Source organism: Grimontia sedimenti (genome assembly GCF_011045095.1).
Taxonomy (GTDB): domain Bacteria; phylum Pseudomonadota; class Gammaproteobacteria; order Enterobacterales; family Vibrionaceae; genus Enterovibrio; species Enterovibrio sedimenti.
The window spans coordinates 1-19846 of sequence record NZ_JAALDL010000012.1 but is presented as its reverse complement, the minus strand read 5'-3'; the positions used below and the strand labels follow the sequence as shown (position 1 = coordinate 19846).

14 protein-coding genes, 3 tRNA genes and 2 pseudogenes are annotated in these 19846 nt (G+C 50.2%); 2 read left to right on the top strand and 17 right to left on the bottom strand.

Features of this window, described 5'->3' with window-relative positions:
- Together rnr and nsrR are read right to left on the bottom strand one after the other, a co-directional pair.
- Positions 1-2517 carry a ribonuclease R gene (gene rnr, locus G5S52_RS15510; RefSeq protein WP_165015579.1) on the bottom strand — a complete coding sequence of 839 codons (2517 nt, stop codon included), beginning with the start codon at positions 2515-2517 and terminating at the stop codon, positions 1-3.
- Positions 2518-2630: 113 nt separating this feature from the next.
- Positions 2631-3065, bottom strand: coding sequence for a nitric oxide-sensing transcriptional repressor NsrR (gene nsrR / locus G5S52_RS15505; RefSeq protein ID WP_062666664.1), 435 nt, complete (start codon positions 3063-3065; stop codon positions 2631-2633).
- 206 nt (positions 3066-3271) lie between these two features.
- Here nsrR and hmpA point away from each other — a divergent pair, with 206 nt between their 5' ends.
- Positions 3272-4459: an NO-inducible flavohemoprotein gene (hmpA, locus tag G5S52_RS15500; RefSeq protein WP_165015576.1), complete on the top strand. Its 1188-nt coding sequence runs from the start codon at positions 3272-3274 to the stop codon at positions 4457-4459.
- Between the two features lie 61 nt (positions 4460-4520).
- On the opposite strand, the gene motX is transcribed toward hmpA, so the two are convergent.
- The 12 genes and pseudogenes from motX to G5S52_RS15440 all read right to left on the bottom strand — a co-directional run bounded on the left by motX (position 4521) and on the right by G5S52_RS15440 (position 17453).
- Positions 4521-5141 carry a flagellar protein MotX gene (motX, locus tag G5S52_RS15495; protein WP_002539406.1) on the bottom strand — a complete coding sequence of 207 codons (621 nt, stop codon included), beginning with the start codon at positions 5139-5141 and terminating at the stop codon, positions 4521-4523.
- Between the two features lie 217 nt (positions 5142-5358).
- A complete protein-coding gene (locus G5S52_RS15490; protein WP_002539405.1) occupies positions 5359-6675 on the bottom strand; it encodes an adenylosuccinate synthase in 1317 nt (438 codons plus the stop codon).
- A 122-nt stretch (positions 6676-6797) separates the two neighbouring features.
- Positions 6798-6992 (bottom strand): DUF2065 domain-containing protein, encoded by a 195-nt coding sequence (locus G5S52_RS15485; protein ID WP_002539404.1) that lies wholly within the window; start codon positions 6990-6992, stop codon positions 6798-6800.
- Positions 6993-7069: 77 nt separating this feature from the next.
- Complete coding sequence (gene hflC, locus G5S52_RS15480) at positions 7070-7957, bottom strand: protease modulator HflC (protein ID WP_165015572.1); 888 nt, start codon at positions 7955-7957, stop codon at positions 7070-7072.
- A gap of 2 nt (positions 7958-7959) precedes the next feature.
- The gene (gene hflK, locus G5S52_RS15475; RefSeq protein WP_002539401.1) at positions 7960-9114 is read right to left on the bottom strand and encodes an FtsH protease activity modulator HflK; all 1155 of its coding nucleotides are present in this window, start codon (positions 9112-9114) and stop codon (positions 7960-7962) included.
- A gap of 53 nt (positions 9115-9167) precedes the next feature.
- Positions 9168-10456, bottom strand: a pseudogene (gene hflX / locus G5S52_RS15470) (ribosome rescue GTPase HflX).
- Between the two features lie 26 nt (positions 10457-10482).
- Positions 10483-10739 (bottom strand): annotated as a pseudogene (gene hfq, locus G5S52_RS15465) (RNA chaperone Hfq).
- A gap of 95 nt (positions 10740-10834) precedes the next feature.
- Positions 10835-11761 (bottom strand): tRNA (adenosine(37)-N6)-dimethylallyltransferase MiaA, encoded by a 927-nt coding sequence (gene miaA, locus G5S52_RS15460; protein WP_165015566.1) that lies wholly within the window; start codon positions 11759-11761, stop codon positions 10835-10837.
- A gap of 99 nt (positions 11762-11860) precedes the next feature.
- Positions 11861-13741: a DNA mismatch repair endonuclease MutL gene (gene mutL, locus G5S52_RS15455; RefSeq protein WP_438590724.1), complete on the bottom strand. Its 1881-nt coding sequence runs from the start codon at positions 13739-13741 to the stop codon at positions 11861-11863.
- 2 nt (positions 13742-13743) lie between these two features.
- Positions 13744-15453 (bottom strand): N-acetylmuramoyl-L-alanine amidase, encoded by a 1710-nt coding sequence (locus G5S52_RS15450; protein ID WP_165015562.1) that lies wholly within the window; start codon positions 15451-15453, stop codon positions 13744-13746.
- A gap of 4 nt (positions 15454-15457) precedes the next feature.
- Positions 15458-15925 (bottom strand): tRNA (adenosine(37)-N6)-threonylcarbamoyltransferase complex ATPase subunit type 1 TsaE, encoded by a 468-nt coding sequence (gene tsaE / locus G5S52_RS15445; RefSeq protein ID WP_165015560.1) that lies wholly within the window; start codon positions 15923-15925, stop codon positions 15458-15460.
- A 34-nt stretch (positions 15926-15959) separates the two neighbouring features.
- A complete protein-coding gene (locus G5S52_RS15440) occupies positions 15960-17453 on the bottom strand; it encodes an NAD(P)H-hydrate dehydratase (protein WP_165015557.1) in 1494 nt (497 codons plus the stop codon).
- 50 nt (positions 17454-17503) lie between these two features.
- On the opposite strand from G5S52_RS15440, the gene queG reads away from it, so the two are divergent.
- Positions 17504-18631, top strand: coding sequence for a tRNA epoxyqueuosine(34) reductase QueG (gene queG, locus G5S52_RS15435; RefSeq protein WP_165015875.1), 1128 nt, complete (start codon positions 17504-17506; stop codon positions 18629-18631).
- 672 nt (positions 18632-19303) lie between these two features.
- Here the strand turns inward: queG and G5S52_RS15430 are convergent.
- The 3 genes from G5S52_RS15430 to G5S52_RS15420 form a co-directional block, all read right to left on the bottom strand.
- Positions 19304-19379: transfer RNA gene (locus tag G5S52_RS15430), tRNA-Gly, on the bottom strand.
- 84 nt (positions 19380-19463) lie between these two features.
- Positions 19464-19539, bottom strand: a tRNA-Gly gene (locus G5S52_RS15425).
- Between the two features lie 185 nt (positions 19540-19724).
- Positions 19725-19800, bottom strand: a tRNA-Gly gene (locus tag G5S52_RS15420).
- Between the last annotated feature and the right edge of the window lie 46 nt (positions 19801-19846).

Genomic DNA, 19846 nt, shown 5'->3' with positions numbered 1-19846 from the left:
TTACTTCTTATTCTTGCCTGCTCTGGCTGGTTTGCCTTTCTGCGCCTTTTTCTTGCGCACCTTCTCTGCCTTGGTTTTCTTCTTCGCCGGGTTTTCGCTTTTGCCGCCGCGCTTTCCTGCCGAAGCTTTATCGCCACGCTTTCCGGACGGGGCTTTATCACCCTCACCTTTTGGAATTGCGCCACGCTTCAACTGTTGGCGAACAGACATACGCTCTTGACGGGCTTCAGGATTTTTCCCTGACTCGGCGCGGCCTTTCTTGGCTTTATTGCGGGCAGTTTTACCTGCTCCACGCGCTTTACGGGTTGTTCCGTCCAGCTCGAAATCGATCATCCTTTCATCAAGGTTGACGGATAATACTTTGACCGTGACCTGATCGCCAAGTCGGAAAATACGACCAGAGCTCTCACCCACCAGTTTTTGACCCACCATGTCGTAGTTGTAATAGTCGTTGTCAAGGTTCGAGATATGCACTAAGCCATCAATGTGCAGCTCTTTTAGCCGTACAAAGAAACCGAAACCAGTGACATTGGCAATAGTGCCTTCCATGACTTCGCCAACGTGATCCTGCATGTATTCACACTTCAGCCAGTCAGAGACATCACGGGTCGCGTCATCCGCGCGGCGTTCTGTCATCGAGCACTGTTCACCCATCACGTCCATATCGTCGAAGGAATAGTGGTAACCACCGGTTGGCGTCCAGCGGTCTTTGTTACGTCCTTCCTCTTTAGCAATCAGATATTTGATCGCACGGTGCAGCAGCAAATCCGGATAACGGCGGATTGGCGAGGTAAAGTGCGCATACTGCTTGAGCGCTAGGCCAAAGTGACCAGAGTTATCGGCCTGATATACCGCCTGCTTCATGGAGCGCAGCAGCATGGTTTGAATAAGTTCCTGATCCGGGCGACCAGCAATCAAATGTGCCAGTTTGGCGTAGTCGGTTGGAGACGGCTCTAAGCCACCTTCAAGTGCCAGACCCATTTCGCTCAAGAAGTCTTTAAAGCCTGTGAGACGCTCTTCGCCCGGCGCTTCGTGCACGCGGTACAGTGCAGGCTCTTTGGCTTTCTCAACAAAACGCGCTGACGCAATGTTGGCCAGAATCATACATTCTTCGATGATCTTGTGGGCGTCGTTACGCTCAACCGGCACAATGCGTTCAATCTTACGCATGGCATTGAAGATGAATTTGGTCTCAACAGTTTCGAACTCAATCGCACCGCGCTGTTCACGTGACGCCTTCAGCGCTTTGTACATGTGATTCAGTTCTTCCAGGTGCGGAACCAGCGGCGCGTAGCGCTCGCGAAGCTCTTCATCACCGTCCAGCATCGCGGCGACTTTGGTGTAAGTCAGGCGCGCATGTGAGTTCATCACTGCTTCGTAGTGTCTGAAGCCGGAAAGCTTACCCGCTTCTGAAATGGTCATTTCACACACCATACACAAGCGGTCTACCTGTGGGTTCAGTGAGCATAGGCCATTGGAAAGCACCTCCGGCAACATTGGTATGACCTGCGACGGGAAGTACACAGAGTTACCGCGGTTCACTGCTTCTTTGTCCAACGCCGAGTCTGGACGTACGTAGTAGCTCACGTCCGCAATCGCGACCCAAAGGCGCCATCCGCCAGATTTTTTCTTCTCACAGAATACGGCGTCATCGAAGTCACGGGCATCTTCACCGTCAATGGTGACCAGCGGCAAGTCACGCAGGTCAACACGACCTTTTTTCGCGTCTTCCGGTACTTGCTCGGTGAAGCTCTTGATTTGTTTTTCGACGTCTTGCGGCCACTCGTGCGGAATGTTGTGGGTACGCACGGCAATTTCGATTTCCATGCCTGGCGCCATGTTTTCGCCCAGCACTTCAACCACACGGCCAACCGGGTTGTGCTGACGGGTTGGACGCTGGAAGATTTCCACCACCACAACGTTACCCATACGTGCGCCTTTACGCTCTTCTTGCGGGATCACGATGTCTTGGCTGAGACGCGAGTCATCCGGCACCACAAAGCCCATGCCGTTTTCGACAAAATAGCGGCCAACAATCTGGCCTTTTCGCTCTTCCAGCACACGAACCACGCGGGCTTCTTTACGGCCGCGTTTATCCGTTCCTGCTGGCTGCGCAAGAATGAAATCACCATGCATCACCTGCTTCATCTGGTGATGTGGCAGCAGCCAGTCTTCACGGTTGCCTTTGCCTTCGGGGCGCAAGAAACCGAAACCGTCGCGGTGACCAATCACGGTGCCTTTGACGAGGTCCAGGCGCTCAGGCAGTGCATAGCACTGACGGCGGGTAAAAATGAGCTGGCCATCACGCTCCATAGCACGGAGTCGGCGGCGCAAGCCTTCGTATTCTTCGTCGCTGCGCAAACCCAGTACTTCGAAAAGCTGGTCGCGGCTTACCGGAGTGGTAAAACCTTTAATCACCTCGAGGAGGTGCTCTCGGCTCGGCACAGGATTGTCGTATTTTTCTGCTTCACGACCCAAATAAGGGTCGTTGCTGTGTAGGTGTTTGTCCTGAGACATATAAAATTCCCATTAGCGACATGTGTTACTCAGTATATCGCTTTGAATAAAAGAAATTGGGCACCCGCAAGAAATACCGACAAAAACTGGCAGTTCGTCTCAAACGATGAGAATCAGAGCGGGCGCGCTGGGATAAGAAGGTGCTGCAGGTCATTATTACCTGACACCAAATCATGAAGTGTGTAATTGTCCATCTCGTTAAGAAAAGCTTCCAAGGCTTTAGCAAGGGCACCTTTCAGACGACAAGCTGACGTAATGTGGCAATTTGGCTGCTCACAATTAACAAGTTGCAAAGGTTCGAGAGCACGGATCACTTCGCCGACAACAATGCTCTTTGCTGGTTTACCTAACCGGATGCCACCGTTCTTTCCCCGAACAGCTTCTACAAGTCCTATCTGACTCATACGGTGAACAATTTTCACCATATGGTTACGGGACACCCCATATTTTTCGGTGACCACAGTAATGCTCGTCAACTCTCCTTCTGGGAGGGTAGCCAGATATATCAGTGCCCGCAGGCCATAGTCGGTAAAACTGGTTAATTGCACGTTATCAACTCTCCTTGCACACAGTGTACTTTGAAAGTAAAAAGCGCGCACTCTCTGATTTTTCTTTACTTCTCAGTAACCAAACTGCTCAGTTTTAAATCATCATACCTTTTAATCCATTTTTTGTTGATTTAAACATTCATTTTAGATACAACTTTAAACATGCATTTCAGATGAATCTTTAAAAACATAAGAAGGTAAACTTCATGCTCAACGAGAAAACCATTGAAATTGTAAAGTCCACAGCCCCTTTGCTTGCTGAAACCGGCCCTAAACTGACAGCGCATTTTTACGAGCGCATGTTCAGCCGACATCCGGATCTCAAAGATATTTTCAATATGAGTAACCAGTTTACGGGAGCTCAACGCGAGGCACTTTTCAATGCGGTCTACGGCTACGCCGCCAACATTGATAACTTGCCAGCCCTGCTTCCAGTGGTGGAAAAGATCGCGCAAAAGCATGCGAGCTTTAATATCACCCCGGAAATGTATGCCATCGTCGGTGAAAACCTGTTGGCAACGATCGATGAGCTTTTCTCGCCAGGTCAGGAAGTGTTAGACGCATGGGCAGAAGCCTATGGTGTACTTGCACAGGTATTCATTAATCGTGAAGAGGAAATCTACCAACAGAATGCAGGCTCCAACGGCGGCTGGCGTGGAACACGCACTTTCAAGCTGGTCAGCAAAACACCCGAAAGCGAAGTGATCACCAGTTTCATTTTCGCCCCTGTCGATGGTCAGCCAGTGGCGGATTACGTACCGGGACAATACATCAGTATTTACCTGTCTCCTGAACAGTTTTCCAATCAGGAAATCCGCCAATATAGCCTGTCTGCCGCCCCAAATGGTGAGCTTTACCGTATCTCTGTGAAACGAGAAGCTCAGGGAACGGTTTCGAATTATCTACATGACCACCTCAACGTGGGCGATACCGTTGAGCTCGCGCCACCAACCGGCGACTTTTTCTTCCATTCAGACACTGACACCCCTGTCGCTCTCATTTCAGGCGGTGTTGGGCTGACGCCTATGCTGTCGATGCTGGAGTCTCTCAGCAGCAAGCATGATGCAGAAATCCACTGGCTACATGCCGCTGAAAATGGCGATCACCACGCTTTTGGTGCTCATATTGATACCTTGCTGAGCCAGCATCATACTGCCAAGCGTGACGTGTGGTTCCGTGAACCTTCAGACTCAGATTTGCAGGGCGAACAATTTGACCATCAAGGCCTGATAGATATCAGCAAAGTTGAAGGGTTAGCCCAAGGCTCGAGCCGAGACTTTTATCTTTGTGGCCCCGTCGGTTTCATGCAGGCAGTTGCCACACAGCTTGTGGATGCGGGCATCAGCAAAGATCGTATTTTCTACGAATGCTTTGGCCCGCATAAGGTGATTTAAGCGTTCACCTAAAAGCGAAAATGCCCGCAATCTGCGGGCATTTTTTAATTTGTTCTGGTCATCACCAATAGGTATCGCGTCGTTTCGCGCGGGCAATGACATTTCGCGGCATTTTATCTTCCAACGCTCTTCGTAGTAATGCAATGCGATTGTGCGTGGATGTGTCAGCGGTAATGGTGTGATACAGCCAGCGATAGGCATCTTCGTAATCCAACGGGCTACCGTAATCAGCCACCAGTAGTTCGGCTAATTGAAGCCTAGCCCGGGTGTTCCCTAGAGATGCAGCTTCACGCAAGTATGGGATCGCCCGTTCTTTGTCCTGCTGCACCAAGGTGCCTTTGGAGTAATAGCGACCGAGTTGCTCTAGCGCCGCAGGCAAACCCTGCTGCGCCGCGACCTGCATGTAATAAACGCCAGTTTCGACATCTCTGTCGACACACACCCCCCATGCCAACATATCACCATAAAGGAACTGGTAAGCTGGGGATTCAACGCGAATGGCGCGGGCCTCGATATCTTGAAGGAGCTGACAATCGTCTTCTTTCACCTTCTTGAGGTGCGTATTCGACTCAAACAGGCGGATCAGTTGCGACTCTTCATACACAGGAAGAGCCGGACCCACTTCTGCTTTCGCGAAAGGGCTGGCTAACATCATGGATATAAATAAGGTACGCAGTTTCATGCCTTCCCACTATACAGGTATTGTTCTGCCAAAAAGAGGAAACATCCACCTCTTTGGCCTTGGATACGGTGTGTCTTGCCTAACTTATATCGGCAAGGATTTGCCGAACTTTACCCTTTTTCCGGCGAAAAATTTCCGCCGACCAATATCAACAGTATAGGGCCGATTGGGCAAAAAAAACCAGCCTTGGAGGCTGGTTTTTTTCACCGGAAACTGATTAAGACGCGAAAGGATGAACCTTGATGATGGTCTCGTTACGGTCTGGACCAGTCGAAATGATGTCTACTGGCACGCCGGTCAGTTCTTCGATACGTGCAATGTAATCCAGTGCAGCTTGTGGAAGCTCTTCGATAGACTTAGCACCGAAAGTCTTCTCACTCCAACCTGGAACGGTTTCGTAGATTGGTGTGATGTTCTCGTACTCGTCAGCCGCCATCGGTGAAACATTCAGGATGGTGCCGTCAGCTTTCTGGTAACCCGTACAGATTTTGATTTCTTCCAGACCGTCCAGAACGTCCATCTTGGTCAGACAGAAGCCAGTGATCGAGTTGATCTGGATTGCACGGCGCATTGCAACCGCATCAAACCAACCAGTACGGCGCAGACGACCGGTAGTCGCGCCAAACTCGTGGCCAACAGTACCCAGGTGCTTACCGATTGGATCTTGTTTTTCTTGACCGTCATACAGTTCAGTCGGGAAAGGACCAGAACCAACGCGGGTGCAGTATGCTTTCGCGATACCCAGGATGTAGCCCAGGTGACGAGGACCAAAGCCAGAACCTGCAGCAACACCACCAGCGGTAGTGTTTGAAGACGTTACGTATGGGTAAGTACCGTGGTCGATGTCCAGTAGCGTGCCTTGCGCGCCTTCGAACATGATCTTGTCGCCACGCTTACGTGCGTCATCCAGTTCTTGAGTCACGTCGATAACCATGCTGGTCAGGATGTCAGCTTGCTCCATCACTTTCGCCAGGGTTTCTTCGTAGCTTACTGGTTCAGCTTTGTAGAAATGCTCCAACTGGAAGTTGTGCAGTTCCATCACTTCTTTAAGCTTCTCGGCAAACGCTTCTTTATCGAACAGGTCACCAACGCGCAGACCGCGGCGGGCAACTTTGTCTTCGTACGCAGGACCGATACCGCGACCGGTTGTACCGATTGCTTTCGCGCCACGTGCTTTTTCACGCGCCATATCAAGGGCGATGTGATAAGGAAGAATTAGCGGACAAGCTTCTGACAGGAAAAGACGCTCACGTACTGGAATGCCACGTTCTTCCAGACCGCTCATTTCTTTCATCAGGGCGTCTGGGGACAAAACAACACCGTTACCGATGATGCATTTTACGTTGTTGCGAAGAATGCCAGAAGGAATCAAGTGAAGAACGGTTTTTTCACCGTCAATGACAAGAGTGTGACCTGCGTTGTGGCCGCCTTGGTAGCGAACAACGTACTGAGCGTCTTCAGTCAACAGATCAACGATTTTACCCTTACCTTCGTCACCCCATTGGGTGCCGAGAACGACTACGTTATTACTCATCTTTTCCAGTCAGTTGATGATTAAAACGGGATTCTAGCACCATCGTTTGAAGGATGCAGTCATTTTTTGAGCGCCGTCCTGCTTATGGTCATCGGGCTGTCACAGTTTTTTGCTCTTTCGATTTACTTGGACGGCCACATCATATATGCGATTACCGCGCCTGCGACGACTAAACACCCGCCAATGCGACGTAGGGTAGCATCTGGTAACAGGCTCATTTCGCTGACCATTTGCCGCCATTTTTTCGGTACCAACATCGGCCCCAGCCCTTCAACTACCAGCACTAAACCCATTGCAAGCCACAACTCATTGCCCATTTTTCACTCTCGTTCGTTTGGATAAAAAAAGACAAGGCATGACGCCTTGTCTTTTCTGTTTTGCTGTCTGGCAACGATTAATTTGCCTTCAACGTTGGCTCTTTCATGTACTGGAAGAACTCACTGTTAGGGTCAACAACCATGATGTCGCCCTTGTTGTTGAAGCTTTTCTCGTAAGCTTGCAGAGAGCGCAGGAAGTTATAAAACTCTGGCTCTTTGTTGAAGGTATTTGCATAGATCCTTGCAACTTCTGCATCAGCTTCACCACGTGTTACACGTGCAGTACGCTCTGCTTCTGCCAAAACGGTAGCCACTTCCAGCTCAGCCTGAGCGCGGATAACTTCCGCCTTCTCACGACCTTGCGAGCGGTGGCGACGCGCAACAGTTTCACGCTCTGCACGCATACGTGCGTAGATTGACTCACTGATTTCATCAGGCAGGTTGATCTTCTTGATACGAAGGTCAATCACTTCAATGCCGATGTCGTTAGCACCTTCCTGAAGCTCAGTCAGTACGTCTGCCATCACCTGCTCACGCTTCTCGGATACGATTTCCTTAATGGTTTTTGAACCGATTTCTGCACGCAGACCATCAGCCACTTTACGTTGCAAAAGGGCTTCAGCAGTCAGACGGTTACCACCACCTGTTGAAAGGTAGTACTGACCGAAATCTTTGATTTTCCACTTCACGTAGGAGTCGATGATCACGTCTTTTTTCTCAGACGTTACAAAACGATCTGATTGGTCATCCATGGTCTGGATACGTGCATCCAGCACTTTAACGCTGTCGAAAACAGGAACTTTAAAATGAAGCCCCGGCGGGTAAATTTTCGCCATGTCATCGTCAGCTTTCAGTACACGACCGAAACGAATCACAATACCGCGGTCACCTTCGTCGACGACGAATACTGACATCAAGCCTAAAACGAGCGATATGATGATTAGAGGAATTAACAACTTACGCATAATTAATATCTCCCCTGGCGCGAAGTCGACGAACGGCTGTTGCTTGGCGCTGCAGATTGCGTCGAGCTTTCCAGCTCAATGCCGTAATCTGATGCATTGCTGTTAACCGTGGTCGAACGTTGCTGAGGAGTTTGGTTCATCAGCTTATCCAATGGCAGGTAAAGCAGGTTGTTGCCGCCTTCCTGTGAATCAATCAACACTTTACTGGTGTTACCGAAGACGTTCTCCATGGTCTGGAGGTACAGACGGCTACGCGTGACTTCAGGTGCAGCCTGATATTCAGGCAGCAGCTTCTCGAACTGCGCTACGTCACCCTCTGCTTCATTAACAGTTTTCTCTTTGTAACCCAGAGCTTCTTTCTTCAGACGCTCTGCACGACCCGTTGCTTTAGGCAAAATATCGTTGCGATAAGCTTCTGCTTCACGAATGAAACGTTCTTCATCCTCACGCGCTGCAATAGCGTCATCGAATGCGTCTTTGACCTGCTCCGGTGGACGTGCTGTATCGAAGTTCACATCAACTACCAGCAGACCCATGTCGTAACGGTCCACGATGCGGTTGATTTCAACTTCAGTGCGTTCACGGATTTCCTGACGACCAGAGGTCAGGATTTGGTCCATCACAGCATCACCAATCACTGCACGCAGCGCAGAGTCAGTTGCCTGACGCAGGCTGTCGTCGGCATTGGTGACTGCAAACAGATATTTCTTCGGATCAGCAACGCGGTATTGCACGTCCATTTCAACACGCACAACGTTTTCGTCTTTGGTCAGCATGTCGCCTGAGCCGCGCAAAGAACGAATTGCCTGAACGTTTACCGGGGTCACTTCATCGATAAACGTTGGCTTCCAGTTCAGACCTGGCTGCACAATGCGGTTGTATTCGCCAAAGCGCAGCACGACACCGCGCTCAGCTTCACCGATAGTGTAAAAGCCTGAGACACCCCAGATAACTGCACCCACAACGGCAATTACGCCCAAACCAGCAGCACCGCTGCCACCAAAAGACGGCCCTTTGCCGCCAAACAAGCCACTCAGTTTGCGGCTTAGCTTGCCAAACACCTCATCGAGGTCCGGCGGCCCTTGGTCACGACCTCCGCGGTTTCCCCACGGGTCTTTGTCCTGACCGCCATTGTTTCCTGGCTCATTCCACGCCATTAGAGCACTCCATCAGTATGATATGACGATAGTTTTTATACTGTAACAGGCTGTCAGTTGACGATAAAGTCGCCTAACTCACTGCCTTCCCTTTTTTCAACCTCAACCAGTCTGTTTGAGGTAACCGCACGTCGACCAGCAAATGTCCGTCCTGCTCGTATTCTTCATGCGTAATACAGCGCAACTGACAGAATTTACTGTGCATTCTGCCGATAGCCGCAGGTGGAATACGTAAGCGATAGCTTACCATAGTCCCCGCTAGCCTCTCGGTTAGTGCCTCAAAAAGAAGATCTATGCCCTGATCTGCCAGTGCTGATACATAAACAACCTGAGGTAAACCTTCTTCATCACGCTCAATACGTGGCGAGGCTTCATCCATGTTGTCAATTTTGTTCATCACCAACAAAGTCGGAACTTCGTGTGCATCAATCTCTTCAAGTACCACGTCAACCGCTTCGATGTTTTCGCGGAAACGATCATCACTCGCGTCAATCACATGCAAAAGCAAGGTCGCTTCCTGTGTTTCCTGCAAAGTGGCTTTAAACGCCGCAACCAGATCGTGCGGTAAGTGGCGGATAAAACCAACGGTATCAGCAAGAATCACATCACCAACATCTTCCACCTCAATCTTTCGCAACGTCGGATCCAGGGTCGCGAACAGCTGATCAGCTGCGTAGACCCCCGCTTCAGTAATACGGTTAAAGAGGGTGGATTTGCCAGCGTTGGTGTATCCCACCAGCGAGACGGTTGGTACTTCAGCACGGTTTCGGGCTCGTCGCCCTTGCTCGCGCTGTTTAGACACTTTCTCAAGTCTACGCAAAATTGCCTTAACGCGATCACGCAGCAATCGACGGTCAGTCTCAAGCTGGGTCTCACCCGGACCACGCAAACCGATCCCCCCTTTCTGACGCTCCAAGTGCGTCCAGCCTCTGACGAGTCGGGTGGAAAGATGGCGAAGCTGTGCCAGCTCGACCTGCAACTTACCTTCGTGAGTGCGGGCACGCTGTGCAAAGATGTCCAGGATCAGACCAGTGCGATCAAGCACTCGACATTTGACCAGACGTTCAAGGTTTCGTTCTTGCGCAGGAGAAAGCGCATGGTTGAAGATAACAATGTCAGCCCCTGTCAATCGAACTGCATCAGCGATTTCTAGGGCTTTACCTTCACCAACGAAGTATTTGGAATGCGGGGACTGCCGACTGCCCGTAATGGTTTGCAGCCTGCTAACCCCCGCTGACGATACCAGCATTTCAAATTCGCTGAGATCTTCCCATTCGCCTTCCTGGGTGAAGTTGATATGAACTAAAACAGCCTGTTCACCGGCTTCATAACGGTCAAACAAGCGATCAACTCCTTACCAAAGGATTATTACTCCTCAGTCTTCTCTTGCTGACGTTCGTTTGGCGAACGCTCAGAGTTGTTGTGATGGTGGTTCACTGGGCGAGCTGGGACCACGGTAGAAATCGCGTGCTTGTAAACCATTTGGTTTACAGTGTCACGAACTGGTCAAAAGATTCGATCTGGCCCTGAAGCTTGATACCGTTTACCAAATAGATAGAAACAGGTACACGTTCACGACGCAGTGCGTTCAGAAATGGGTCTTGTAGAGATTGCCCCTTAGCCATTTTTAATTTTCCTTATTGGTTTGTAGTTGTATTAGCAACAATAAAATCAACAATGCCGCTTACAACAACCCAAAGTATACCTGTCTCTTCCTAGATCAGGTCAGACACTTTGTGACTGTTTGTAACGATAGCTCGGCATCGTCGCTATCAAGCCATGTCAAATTGTCCCAGCTGCGAAGCCAAGTGATCTGACGTTTGGCTAACTGACGGGTTGCGCACACACCGCGATAAACTGCATCGTCAAGCGAACAGCTACCCGCCAAATAATCCCACATCTGTCGGTACCCAACGCAGCGGATCGATGGCATATCAGGATTCAGATCGCCACGATCATACAGTTTGCGTACCTCCGCTTCGAAACCCGCTTCCATCATTTTCTGGAAACGCAGTTCAATACGGCGATGCAGTTCTCCCCTTTCCTTAGGGGCTATAGCAAATTGGTGAACCTCATATGGCAATGGTTCACCTTTGGTTTCGGTCAACTCAGTGAGAGTTTTACCCGAAATACGAAAAACTTCCAGCGCTCTCGACAATCGTTGAGGATCATTCGGGTGGATCCTCGCACCTGCGACAGGGTCAATGTTGCATAACTCATCATGCAAAGCCTGCCAGCCGTGTTCCTTTGCTTCCTGTTCAATTTTAGCGCGAATCGCTGGATCCGCGGGTGGCAAAGGTGACAAACCTTCTAATAATGCTTTGAAGTAAAGCATGGTACCACCAACCAAAAGGGGAATTCTCCCTTTTGCGACAATCTCTTCCATTTCCCGCAAGGCATCAGCACGGAAATCAGCCGCTGAGTATGCTTCTGACGGATCGAGGATGTCGATCAAACGGTGTGGAGCCAGTGCCAATTCATCTGCAGTTGGTTTGGCGGTGCCGATATCCATCTCTTTGTAGATAAGGGCGCTGTCGACACTGATGATCTCGACAGGAAATTGTTTTCTCAGGCCGATCGCCAGATCAGTTTTACCCGACGCGGTAGGCCCCATTAAAAAAATTGCCTTCGGCAATGGCTTAGTCATGTTTAAAAGCTTCTATTGCCGCTGCTACGTCAACCGGACGCAACAACGTTGAATAATGCGCTGCCAGCCTTTCCTGCCAGCAGTTTTCTAAGTCAGTGATCAGTGTAACGGCTTGTGATAAACCATAGACGTCTGTTTTTGCGTCGCCTGAGCTGCAAACCAGTTTGCCAGCAACTCAGCCGACAAAGTGTCAGATTCGCCGGCAAGAAATGTCATCAACGAAGGAATGAGCTGCTGCAAGTTATGATTGCGTAAAGGCTGACAAACCGCCATCACCATCAATTGGGTTGGCGACTTTTGACGAAGAAGCATACCAAATTGCTGAAGCAGACTTTCATGTTTCGCAATCAATGCCAATTCTTCCGTCGAAGCGGGCAGCGCCTGGGGGATCAGAAGCGGTTGCGCTTTCAAGCCTTCACCCTCTGCCGCAGCATGGAATTGTCCAAGCGTGGCGAGGTAAGAAGCCGCATCCAAATCCAGCAGGGCAATACCCTCGGCGCGTTGAAGCAACAAATACTTAGACGACACCACGGCCAACGCCTTACCTAAGCCATTTCCTGCATGCCCGACGGAGACCGGTGTTTGCACCACTGATGAAGGCGTAAAGACAGGTGGTGCTTCGGCTACCTGCGTATCCGCAGCTGGGACAACAGGCGTTGTCATGAGTGCTTGATACACTTTTTGCTCACGCTTTGAAGGGGCGTTATCACCATATTGCTCTCGGCGCGAGCCGCTACCAGATGATTGGCTAAGGCTTGAACCTCGTGGACTTTGCCCTGACGACTGTGGCCGCCATTCTGTGTATTCAGTCTGACCGGGGTAGTTTGAGTATGAGGCATTTCCCGCCCCCTGAGGCTCCAACGATTCGAGAGTTTCAGATGCGGGGGTATCAGGCGTGATTTCAGGTTGGGTAGCACTCTGCCCACTGCTGAGATCACTCACTGGTGGATGTTCAAACTCAAGTGCAGGCGCTTGTTCCGCCGCAACTTGCATCAGGGCATCAGCTACAGCCTGATAGATAAAGTCATGCACCAAGCGGGCCTGATGAAAACGGACTTCATGCTTGGCTGGATGAACATTGACATCCACCTGGTGCGGGTCGATGTCAATGTAAAGAACGTAAGCGGCGAATTGATCGGGACGCAATGATGCTTCATAGCCCTGTCGAATCGCGTGATTGATGAGTTTGTCTTTCATCATCCGCTGGTTCACGAAGCAGTGCTGAATATCGTTCTGGGCCCGTGCACCTTCCGGCGTACAAATCCAGCCATGAAGGGTTAAACCCTGATGTTCAAGGCTCACTGCCACAGCGCTTTTTACAAACGGCGAACCGCAAATAGCCGCCAGTCGCTTTTCACGCTGCACATCATTCGATGCCGCGCGGTACTGGCGCACGATGGTACCGTTGTGACGAAGGGTAATGGCCACATCGAAACGGCTCAGCGCAATGCGCTTCAGAAGCTCATCAATATGTCCGAATTCAGTTTTGTCAGTACGGAGAAACTTGCGGCGGGCTGGTGTATTAAAGAATAAATCCACTACTTCAACCGTCGTGCCGACTGGATGAGCCGCCGGTTTAACCTGAACAGCCATATCACGCCCTTCCGCATAGGCAGACCAAGCTTCTGATTGAGTGATTGTTCTCGATGTCAGGGTGAGTCGCGATACCGAGCTGATACTCGCCAGCGCCTCACCACGAAACCCAAGACTGATAATCGCTTCGAGGTCATCAAGGCAGGAGATCTTGGAGGTTGCGTGACGGCTGAGCGCCAATTCGAGTTCTTCTTTGGCAATGCCTGAGCCATTGTCTCGAATACGGATAAGCTTGCTGCCGCCTTTTTCGATATCAACATCAATGCGGGTCGCCCCCGCATCAATGCTGTTTTCAACGAGCTCTTTAACGACAGAAGCAGGCCTTTCAACCACTTCGCCTGCCGCAATCTGGTTTGCCAGACGTGCAGGTAGGATTTGAATTGCCATGCTTAACTCCCGGGAATAATCAGGGTCTGGCCGATCGCCAACTCGTCAGAACGCAACTTGTTGGCACGACGGATACTGTCTACCGTCACCCCATAATTGCTGGCGATTTTACCCAGATACTCTCCGCGTTGCACTTTGTGCTGCTTGTCTTTGGGCTGGACACCCACAATTTTCAGTCTCTGTCCTATCGCCAATTCATCTGAGCGCAGCTTATTGGCACTGCGAATACTGGCGACACTGACATCATATTCCTGCGCGATTTTACCCAAGAACTCTCCACGTTTGACGGTGTGAGTCACGGTTTTACCCGAAGGTGACGCGGGTTTTGCACTGGCACCTGAAGACGAAGGTCTCGAGGCGTTAGTCAATGCCCCAACGTTGACGTCAGGCACTGTCAGAACCTGACCGACTTTCAGGTTATTGGACTTCAAGCCATTTGCCGCTTTGATCGCCGACACTGAGCTGCCGTATTTACTCGCAATCACTGACAAAGACTGACCAGACGTCACTTTGTGTTTGACGCCATTCTTACGCGCAGCCATCAAGGTGCCATCTGGCGGGAAATCCTCAAAATAGGTCAACACACCTTTATATACAGCATTGGCAATCTTGTTCTGGTGGCTGGAGCTCAGCAACAGCTTTTCTTCCTGTGGGTTGGTGATAAAACCCGCCTCAACCAACAGAGATGGAATATCTGGGGATTTCAGCACAGCAAGACTCGCGTGTTCCGGGCTGGATTTGTGAAGTTTGGTCACTTTACCCATTTCTTTCAGCACGCGAACTGCAACGTCATACCCCTCTTTCTGTGAGTTACTGAACTGTAAGTCCAACACCGCACGGCTCAGGTATTCGTCCTCGTTGTCATTCAGAAGCGCACCACCACCTAACAGGTTCGATTGCTCTTCGTGCTTCTCAATCCAACGACCAATTTCACTGTTCGCGCGACGACGGGACAGCACCCATACAGACGCTCCGCGAGGCTGCGGTTTGTGGAAACCATCAGCGTGAATAGACACCAACAGATGCGCTCCCTTACGGCGGGCAATATCCGAGCGCTTGTTAAGATCGACGAAGTAATCACCATTACGCGTCAGCACTGCTTTCATGCCCGGCACCGCGTTAATCTTGGCGGCGACTTGGCGCGAAATAGCCAGTGTTACGTGCTTTTCGTATTTACGTCTTGGTCCCACGGCACCCGGATCGTTTCCTCCGTGGCCTGGGTCAATAGCGATAATAATGTCGTCGGTACCAAACGGCAGTGCGGTCTGGGTTTCGGCTGGAGCAGCAGGCTTGGCAGATTTCACCGCGACAGTTTTCTTTCCGTGAGGAATATCAATCACCAGACGGTGGCCATATTCACCGCCGGGTGCCAGAGGAAACAGGCGCGGGACACTTTGATCCTTTAGTTCAAAGACCAAACGGTATGTTTTGTTGTCAGGCGGATTGCTCTTGCGGATTTTCGTCAGAATTTTACTGTCGCTGACCGTTTTAGGCAATGTCATCCCTAAGGTCGTGTCTTTCAGATCTACCACCAGGCGATTCGGTTTGGTCAGGGTAAAATAGGTATAGGAAGGCTCATCGGCCAAATCCATCACCACGCGCGTTTCATCCGGCGCAGGCCAGATCCGCACATTTTCCAGTGAATTAGCCAGTACAGGAGAAAGTGTACCTAACCAGCATAGCAACCCTGCTAACACACCCCGCCAAAGCATATCGTTATTTCCACTCCAGTTTTGCCAGCAACGCTTCACCAACAGGCGTATTGGCCTGAACCTGCACTGTGCGTTGTTCATCGTTATATTTCAGTGTGATATCAAGATCAGGTTGCGGCAACAAACCTTCGCCTTTTTCTGGCCATTCAACCAAACAAAGTGCGTCAGGTGTGAAGTAATCCCGTATCCCCATGAATTCAAGCTCTTCGGGATCAGCCAATCGGTACAGATCAAAGTGATAGACTTGCCAGCTAACCAGTTGGTAGGGTTCAACCAGAGTATAAGTCGGGCTCTTTACGTTGCCAGAATGGCCAAGAGACTGGATGAATCCGCGAGAAAAAGTGGTTTTTCCTGCGCCCAGATCGCCATGAAGATAAAGGGTTGTTTGCTGCGCGCAGGCGGCTGCGACAGCTGCACCAAAGGCCACTGTTGCTTGCTCATCGGCAAGCTCAGTCATTAAAGTCTGTGTCATGTTTCTCACTGCTTTTCTGCGATAAGGCGCTACCCTATCGCGATTCTGTTTTTATGTTGTTGCCAAGAAGCGGGAGCAAATCACTGGCGATCAGGCCACGCTCACCGTCTTGTGCAGCAATATCTGCTGCATAGCTATGTAAGTAGGCACCAAAACTGGCTGATTCCGACAGCGAAGACATCTGTGCCACGCATCCGGCAATCACACCGGTCAGAACATCCCCCATGCCGCCACTGGCCATTCCAGGGTTGCCTGCATCGATGATCTGTAAAGTGCTGCCATCATAAACGATTGTGCCTGCGCCTTTAAGCACCACTACGCCACCATAGCGTTTATGTAACTCTTTGACGGCAGAAAAACGATCCCGTTCAATTTCTGTTACGTGAGTACTCAATAAATTTGCGGCCTCTCCAGGATGTGGAGTCAAAATCCAGTTATCCCTGCGCATCGGGGAGAATGCCAAGAGATTCAGTGCGTCAGCATCCACCACCATGGGAATCCCACACGCCACCGCGGCATCAAATAGTTTCTTCGCCCACTCGCTTTGGCCAAGACCGGGACCAATGGCAATCACATCAGCCCATCGCAGCGTTTCTTCTAACGCTTCAATGCCATCATCTTCAAGCCACCAACGTGTCATCAGTTCAGGCTGGCGGGCCAGCACTGCCGGAATATGGCTTTCATCGGTGAGCACCGCGACGAGGCCGGCGCCGCTTCGCAGTGTCGCCTGACCACTGAGGATAATTGCCCCACCCATTCCTTTTTGGCCACCAATACAAATGACGCGTCCAGCATGCCCTTTGTGTGCACTATTTTGGCGTTGTGGCTCCAGTGTCTTGGCAAGAGTAAGCGTCAGCAGTGTAGACGAAGCAGGGATATGCGCAGCAAACTCTTCACCAATACCCAAGCCGTCATAAAGAATGTCACCACAATAATCACGCGCTTTGCCGGTAAACAGGCCTTGCTTCAACCCAACGAAGCTGACGGTGCAATCTGCGATGACGGCCCCACCCCAAACATGTCCGGTATCCGCATCCAAGCCACTGGGAAGATCCACCGCGATCTTGGGGCAGTTAATCGCATTGATAGCATTCACTGCTAACAGGCATGCGCCCGATAAATCGCGGCTAAGCCCTGTACCAAATAGCGCATCAACGATCAGATCATGATCACCATCAGGAAAGGCACCTTGCCCAATCAAGCCACCAGCAGCCACAAACTTCTGCTGCGCTTTTAACGCATCACCGCTAGCACTAGATGGGTCGGCAGCCGACCAGAGGGTCACCGACATATTGGCTTCCAGAGCTAATCTCGCAATAACATAGCCATCACCGCCGTTATTACCGCTACCACAACATACGAGGATCGACTCAGCATCAGGCCAACGATCTTTCATCGTTTCAAAGACAGCACAGCCTGCGAGCTCCATTAGGTTGTACATTTCTACGCCAAGATCTGCTGCGATCTTGCGCTCTCCGTCTCTGACCTGATCCGATCGGTAAAGCGAGTGTGGTAGACTTGCGCTCATCTTAGTTTTTCCTTGCTGATCTTATGTCTGAGTCCCGATCTTCATCGTCGATCAATTTTACCCAACTTGCTGAAAATATCAGGCAATGGGGACATGAACTAGGATTTCAGCATATTGGGATCACCGATGTTGATCTCAGTCAGCATGAAGCTCAGTTGCAACGCTGGCTCGATAATGGCTATCACGGGGAAATGGATTGGATGGCGCGCCATGGCATGATGCGCGCCCGTCCTCAGGAACTGGTTGAAGGCACAGTCCGCGTGATCAGTGCCAGAATGAATTACCTTCCGCCAGATGCCGGGTTCGCCAAAACATTGGAAACTCCCTCTCTCGCCTATATCAGTCGTTATGCGCTTGGCCGTGACTACCACAAACTCATCCGCTACCGCCTGAAAAAATTAGGGCAGCGAATTGAAGAAGAAGTTGGGAAATTCGGCTATCGACCTTTTGTCGATTCCGCCCCGGTTCTGGAACGCCCATTGGCAGAGAAGGCCGGTCTTGGCTGGACAGGCAAGCATTCGCTGTTGCTCAGTGAAGACGTCGGTTCCTGGTTTTTTCTGGGTGAACTGCTGATTGATCTGCCCTTACCAGTGGATGAGCCGACAGAAAGCCAGTGTGGCAAGTGCGTAGCATGTATTACATCTTGCCCCACAGATGCCATTGTTGGCGACACCATTGTCGATGCCAGACGTTGTATTTCTTACCTCACGATTGAACTTGATGGTGAAATCCCAGAAGAGTTTCGCGAGGCGATGGGGAACCGAATCTATGGCTGTGATGACTGCCAGTTGGTTTGTCCATACAACCGCGAAGCTGAGTTAACCAACGAGTCTGATTTTTATGGGCGAGAAAGCTTGGTCCAACAACCTCTGAAAACGTTGTTCAGCTGGGATGAATCCACATTTTTGAAAGAAACTGAGGGTTCGGCCATTCGCCGTATAGGCCACGAAAAATGGCGCCGTAACCTCTCTGTGGCCATGGGAAATGCCCCTTATGATCCAGAGATTATTGAACTTTTGGAATCGGCCAAAGGATTCTCTGCTATGCTTGATCAGCACCTTGATTGGGCGCTTGAACAACAGATTAAACGCCGGAATGAACATGCTGTTGATGTTCTGCCTTCCTCAACCAAGAGGTTAGTCAGAATCGTTCAGAAAGGTCTACCAAGGGATGCCTAAGCGCAATCGTGCGGTAGTGGAAAGTCACCTATCTGCTCAAAATTAATGCAAAAACAAGACATAGATTCACTTCTTCTGCGAAATGTGGAAAACCTTTTCAGTACGCTATAAAACAGTGCATGCTGATAAAGTTAAACACACTCTGTGAATAATCTCAGATGAAAGTCACGAAAGGTGATGAAACTGGGGATAATCTTTTGAAAACATTGAAAACCGAAACTTTAATCCCATTAAAAACATAGACTTACAATGAAAACAATTCACAGGGATCAGTTTTCCACCGATCAACATCCGCACAAATAACTCTGAGTAACGTCACATCTTCTGATATTCATCAACGGCTTTACCCACAAGCTAGACTTTGTGGATAACTCTGTTAAGAAACACGATAAAAAGGTGCTCAAAGCGCGATGCAGACACGTTCCTGCAAAAAACTCATTCAGATTGTATTTGGGCTAGACCTTGCCCGGAGATAATGCTTCACAGCATTAAAAGACAACGACCCGCTACACCCTAAAAATAACTGGTGCATTCAACGCGGAGTGTTGGTGCTTACAGATGATGTTCTGTAAGAAATTTGGAGCGATACATGAGGTTCCTGCTCTCAAGGTAAAAGACGTGACCTCAACCTTGGCTTTGATACCTGCTGTAGCGCACTTCCAAATGGAAGTTTGGAGCGACACACGAGGTTCGAACTCGTGACCTCAACCTTGGCAAGGTTGCGCTCTACCAGCTGAGCTAGTGTCGCATTCAAAGAGCGTCCGAAATGCTTCGGTAAATTTGAATCAAACGGCTAAATTTGCCATTCGAGCTTTCTTATCGAAAGAAAATTTGGAGCGACACACGAGGTTCGAACTCGTGACCTCAACCTTGGCAAGGTTGCGCTCTACCAGCTGAGCTAGTGTCGCTTTTTGTTCCAACAGTGTTGGATTATTTTTTGTTTTTAGCAGGTTAGGCTTAGCCTATTCTGCGCTTCCCGAAGGAAATCAAAATTTGGAGCAGCACACGAGGTTCCCGATCTTCAAGGCTTAGGCGTGACCTCAACCTTGGCAAGGTTCCTTGCGTGTGGTTTTTCCCGAAGGAAATCAAAATTTGGAGCGACACACGAGGTTCGAACTCGTGACCTCAACCTTGGCAAGGTTGCGCTCTACCAGCTGAGCTAGTGTCGCATAGATCATCCGACGATCAATCGGATCATTCAAATTTTTGGAGCGA